This window comes from Zoogloea sp., assembly GCF_028689785.1.
Taxonomy (GTDB): domain Bacteria; phylum Pseudomonadota; class Gammaproteobacteria; order Burkholderiales; family Rhodocyclaceae; genus Zoogloea.
On record NZ_JAQVCN010000116.1, the window covers coordinates 1 to 5,255 of the forward strand.

A 5,255-nucleotide genomic window follows, 5' to 3' on the forward strand; every position below is an offset into this window, starting at 1 on the left:
CCACGTCCAGGCGCCCGGCGGACAAAGCCGCCGTCTCGGCCCCCACATCGAAATCGGCTTCCTGAACGCTGACACCCATCTTCAACCTCCGGTCACGGGGGGAAAAACGCAATCTCGTCCCGATCGGCAAGCGCCGACTCGGGCCCAACCATCTCCTGGTTGATCGCTGCCCGCACATTGCGCCCCTCGCCGAGGGCCTCCCAGGCGCCGCCACGCCGCGCCAGGTGGCCGCGCAGGGCGCCGATGGTGGACACGGACTCGGGCAGAGTCAGGGTTTCGTGGGAATAGCCCAGGGTTTCACGCAGGCTTGCGAAGTAAAGGACTTTGACGCTCATGACAACAGCTCGGAATAAGGAATGAAGGACACCCGGTCACCGGCCGCGATGGCCTGCCCGGGCGGATTGTCGATGACCCCGTCGGCCCACACGGTCGAGGTGAGCACGCCAGGCCCCTGGTTGGGATAGAGCACTACCCGGCCATCCTCGGCGATCTGCGCCCGCAGGAACTCCCGGCGCCGGTCGGGCCGCGGCCAATCGAAGGCGGCGGTCAGGGGAATGGCCTTGGGCAGGCAGTTCGCCACGCCCTGGGCGCGCAGTACGAAGGGCCGCACCAGCATGATGAAGGTGACGAAGCTGGATACCGGATTGCCGGGCAGGCCGATGAAGGCAGCACCGGGCCCGCCGGCCGGATCATTGACCCGCCCGAAGGCCACCGGCTTGCCGGGTTTCATCGCCACCAGCCAGGAATCGAGGCGCCCCTCGGCGCTGACCGCCGGCTTGATGTGGTCCTCCTCGCCCATGGATACACCACCGCTGGTGACGATCAGATCGTTGCTGCCCGCCGCGGCGCGCAGGGCGGCCCGGGTTGCCTCCAGGCTGTCGGGCACGATGCCCAGGTCACACACCTGGCACCCCAGCGCTTCCAGCAGGCCACGCAACACGTAACGGTTGGAGTTGTAGATGGCCCCTGGCGGCAGGGGTTCGCCAGGCATCACCAGCTCGTCCCCGGTGGAAAAAAGCGCCACCCGCAGGCGCCGGAACACCGGCAGCGTGGCGCAGCCCACCGACGCGGCGAGGCCCAGCATCTGCGGGTTGAGACGCACCCCGGCGGCCAGCACGGTGGCGCCGAGGGCGATGTCCTCCCCGGCCCGGCGGACCCATTCGCCCACCCGGGGAACATGATTGATCAGCACATCGCCGCCATCCACCGAGCACAGCTCCTGCATCACCACCGCATCGGCACCATGAGGGACGGGAGCGCCCGTGAAGATGCGCGCGGCCGTACCCCGCTCCAGGGTATGACCGACGCTGCCGGCAGGAATGCGCTGCCCCACCCGCAGGCGTGTGCCCGGGGCCGCCACATCGGCCGTGCATACGGCGTAGCCATCCATCGAGGAGTTGTCCAGGGGAGGTACCTGCAGGCCGGACACCTGGGCCCGGGCCAGCACCCGGCCCAGAGCCTCAGCAGTGGGCACCTGCTCAACATCGGCCAGCGGTTCGGCGGCGGCCAGCAGTGCCGCACGCACCTCGTCGAAAGAACGCAGGGAAGAATTCATGAAAGCCCTTGATGAGTGAGAATGAAGGCGGCCACGGCGGCCGGATCATTGAGATTTAGACAGGGCAAGGGCGCAGATAGATCCGCATCCGTGGCAATGGCCACGATGGCCGGGTTGTCGGGGTAGAGCAGCGCCTTGCCGTGGGCCGGGCGGTGGATCTCGATCTTGGGGATGGGCACGTCCTTGAAACCCTCCACCAGCACCAGATCGCAGGGCGACAGAATGGCCAGTTGGGCGTCCAGATCCGGCTCCGGCACGCCGCGCATCTCGTGCATCAGCACCCAGCGCTCGTCCGACACCAGCAGGATCTCCCCTGCCCCCGCCTCCCGATGCCGCCAGGAATCCTTGCCCGGCTTGTCCACATCGAAACCATGGTGGGCATGCTTGATCACCGACACACGCAAACTGCGAGCGGTGATCTCGGGGATGACCCTTTCGATCAGGGTGGTCTTGCCAGAGCCGGACCAGCCAGCGAAACCGAAGACTTTCATGGGAATACCTCTCCGGACGGAGCGGAAGCGGTCAGCCCGTTCGCCCCCGAAGCACAGGCGGGACGACAAATGTCAATGGGCAAGGGATGGTGTGACACAGCGCGGAGATGTCGGGCGGATAGGCGCCGGATTGTAGCAAGACGGAGAGGCTCGGGTAGCAAGCCCGAGTGGGCGATAGGCCTGGCGAGTGCATCCCAAGAACGGCGCCCCCTCAATCGCCTCGCCACGCAAGCCACTTCAGCAAAGCCTCGAAAAGCCTGTCCGGATCAACGGGCTTGGCGAGATGGTCGTTCATCCCGGCATCCAGACAGACCTGACGATCCTCATCAAAAGCGTTGGCCGTCATCGCCAGGATCGGGGTGTGCGCGTAAGCCGGCAGAGCCCTGATCGCCCTGGTCGCGTCAACGCCGTTCATGCGCGGCATCTGCATGTCCATCAGAATCAGGGCGTAAGTGTTCTGTCTGGCGAGTTCCAGCGCCTGCACGCCATCGTCGGCCAGATCAACCACCAGACCAACTTCTTCAAGCAGGCAGCATGACACCTCCTGATTGATCGGTTCGTCCTCGGCCAGCAGGATGCGGGTGCCGGCATATTCGTTGAGCAGACGTTCATCGACGGACGGCCTGGCCGAGGCCGGCGCAGCCATGGCCATCTCTCCGGACTTGCCCAGATGTATCGTGAACCAGAACGTACAGCCCTGACCAGCCGCGCTGCTCACACCGATCTCACCGCCCATCATCTCCACGAGTCGCTTGCTGATGGCCAGCCCCAGACCAGAGCCGCCATACTTGCGCGTCATCGTACCGTCAGCCTGCTCGAAGGCGGCAAACAGACGTGCCTGCTGATCGTTAGGGATACCGATGCCCGTGTCGACAACTTCAATGCGCAACAGAACGCCGTCCGGGCTGTCCTCCAGCACAGCGCAACGAACCGTGACTGATCCGTGGTCGGTGAACTTGAGGGCGTTGCCCGTGAGGTTCAGCAGGACCTGGCGGAGACGGAACGGATCACCCAGCAGCGTCCGGCTGGAGAGCTCAGGAGCCACATCGATCAAAAGCTGGAGCTGCTTCTCTTCGGCCTTCTGGCCGAGCAGGCTGCAGAGGCTTTCGAGTACATCACTGAACCTGAAACTGACCGTTTCGAGGGCAAGACGGTCCGCCTCGATCTTGGAGAGATCCAGGATGTTGTTGATGACGGCAAGCAGGTGGTGAGAAGACTGGATGACCTTTCCCAGCTGCTCCCGGGTCTTCGGATCATCGGTATGACGCAGCACCAGATCGGTCATGCCGAGAATGCCGTTCATCGGCGTCCGCAGTTCATGACTCATATTGGCAAGGAAGGTGCTCTTGGCCCGGCTCGCGGCTTCTGCAGCCTCCTTGGCAATGCTGAGTTCGGCAGTGCGTGATTCGACCAGGTCTTCCAGGTGATTGCGGTACTGCAGCAACTCGTTCTCGGTGGCCTTGCGCTGGGTAATGTCGTGACCAATGCCCAGCACTCCAATCAGTTGGCCTTGGGCATCGCGCATGGGCACCTTGGTGGTTTCCAGCAGTTCGCGATGCCCGTCATGAGCAAAGGCAATCTCCTCTTCATTGACCGATGGCCCGTCCCACTCCATGGCCAAGCGATCGTGATGACGAAAGGTATCGGCGAGCGCCTTGTCCACGTAGTCGTAATCGGTCTTGCCGAGGATCTCCGCCTCACTGGCACCAAAAAAATCCTCGAAGCGCTTGTTGGCCCCGAGGTAGACACCCTCCGTATCCTTCAGCCAGATCAGATCAGGCAGGGTGTCGATCAAGGTGCGGAGAATGGCACGTTCATGGGCCAGGATCTGCTCGGCCTTCAGGCGCTCGGTCACGTCCAGCCCGAGGCCGAGCAGACAGGAGCGGCCATCCAGCGTCACCCTCGTACCGCTGAAATGAAAGGGTATTCCCTTGCCGTGCCGATCCAGAATCGTCGCCTCAACGCTTGCATTACCCTCCCGGAACACCTGCTCCTTCATGCTGGCGATGCGCTGCCGGTCCTTGCCTCCGAAAAAATCAGGTCCTCGCATCATCGCCAGTTCCCGGTCGTCATAGCCGGTAACATCCTTGAAGAGCTGATTCCAGCGCAGAAAGCGGCCGCTGGCATCGAACAGGTAGAAGATCCCCGGCAGGGCATTGATGATGTCGGCGGAAAGCTGCTGCTCATGATGCAGGGCCTTTTCGGCCTGTTTGCGCTCGCTGATGTCTTCCACCATGGCGACCACGTAATCAAGGCTGCCATCCGGTTTACGCACGTGACTCACGGCCAGGCGGGTATCGACCAGATGACCATCCTTGTGGATGAAGCGCTTGTCCATGGCGTAGCTGCCGATCTCCCCCGCCAGCATGCGGTGGAACTGTGCAAGGTCGGGCGCCAGATCCTCGGGGTGGGTCAACTCCCTCCAGGTCAGGCGGGTGAGTTCGTCCCGCGTGTAGCCCAGCGTCTTGCACAGGGCATCGTTAACCTCGATCCAGCCTTGCTCAAGGCTGGTGATGGCCATACCGACAATTGAATGGTCAAAGTAGGCGTGAAACCGTTGAACACTGGCGCGCTCTGCGGCAAGCACCGCAGCCTGTGCTACGGACAAGGTTTGCTGGTCGAGCAGTTGCTGTTCGTGATTGCGAAAAACCAGGCAGAGCAGCATGGTGGCGAAGGGGTAGAACAACAGCAGGACCCACCAGGCCTGTTCAATGAAGGCATACCCGGACCGATTGGGCACCTGCGTGAATGCGGCCAGCTGCATCAGCTGCACCACGACACCCAGCAGCAGATAGTGCATCGCGCGCGGCGGCCTGCCATTACGCAACAGCCACCGGCGCACCACAACACCGAACAGTGCCGAGAGCAATACAACCACAACGCCTACCGCAGCGCCAACGCCGCCCAGCTGGTAGCGGAAGATGGCAGCCATGCCCGCGGCAATCGCTGCAGCCAGGCCACCGCCGACAACACCGACCACTGAAAGCACAATCGAACGGCCATCGAAGAACACGCCGGGAGAAAAGCTCACCGGATTGGCCATTCCCAGCACAGCCACGGCGCCAAACAGCACGCCTAACAACATCCGGCGATTCAACGGATTCTTGTCAGACCGCGAGATCACGACCTGCCCCGCCGCCACCAGTGCAATCAGGAATGCGATGTTGTTGATCAGGGAGATGAACATGCATCAACCTCAGGTAGGTTCG

Annotated in this window: 4 protein-coding genes; all 4 read right to left on the bottom strand. The window is 62.9% G+C overall.

Features of this window, described 5'->3' with window-relative positions:
- Positions 1 to 92: 92 nt before the first annotated feature.
- Positions 93 to 335 (bottom strand): molybdopterin converting factor subunit 1, encoded by a 243-nt coding sequence (gene moaD / locus PHI64_RS23300; RefSeq protein WP_299888748.1) that lies wholly within the window; start codon positions 333 to 335, stop codon positions 93 to 95.
- Positions 332 to 1,555, bottom strand: coding sequence for a gephyrin-like molybdotransferase Glp (glp, locus tag PHI64_RS23305; protein WP_299888751.1), 1,224 nt, complete (start codon positions 1,553 to 1,555; stop codon positions 332 to 334). Before glp ends, moaD begins: the two co-directional genes overlap by 4 nt.
- The gene (mobB, locus tag PHI64_RS23310) at positions 1,552 to 2,046 is read right to left on the bottom strand and encodes a molybdopterin-guanine dinucleotide biosynthesis protein B (protein ID WP_299888754.1); all 495 of its coding nucleotides are present in this window, start codon (positions 2,044 to 2,046) and stop codon (positions 1,552 to 1,554) included. Before mobB ends, glp begins: the two co-directional genes overlap by 4 nt.
- A gap of 211 nt (positions 2,047 to 2,257) precedes the next feature.
- Positions 2,258 to 5,233, bottom strand: a complete 2,976-nt coding sequence (locus tag PHI64_RS23315; RefSeq protein ID WP_299888757.1) for a PAS domain S-box protein — start codon at positions 5,231 to 5,233, stop codon at positions 2,258 to 2,260.
- Between the last annotated feature and the right edge of the window lie 22 nt (positions 5,234 to 5,255).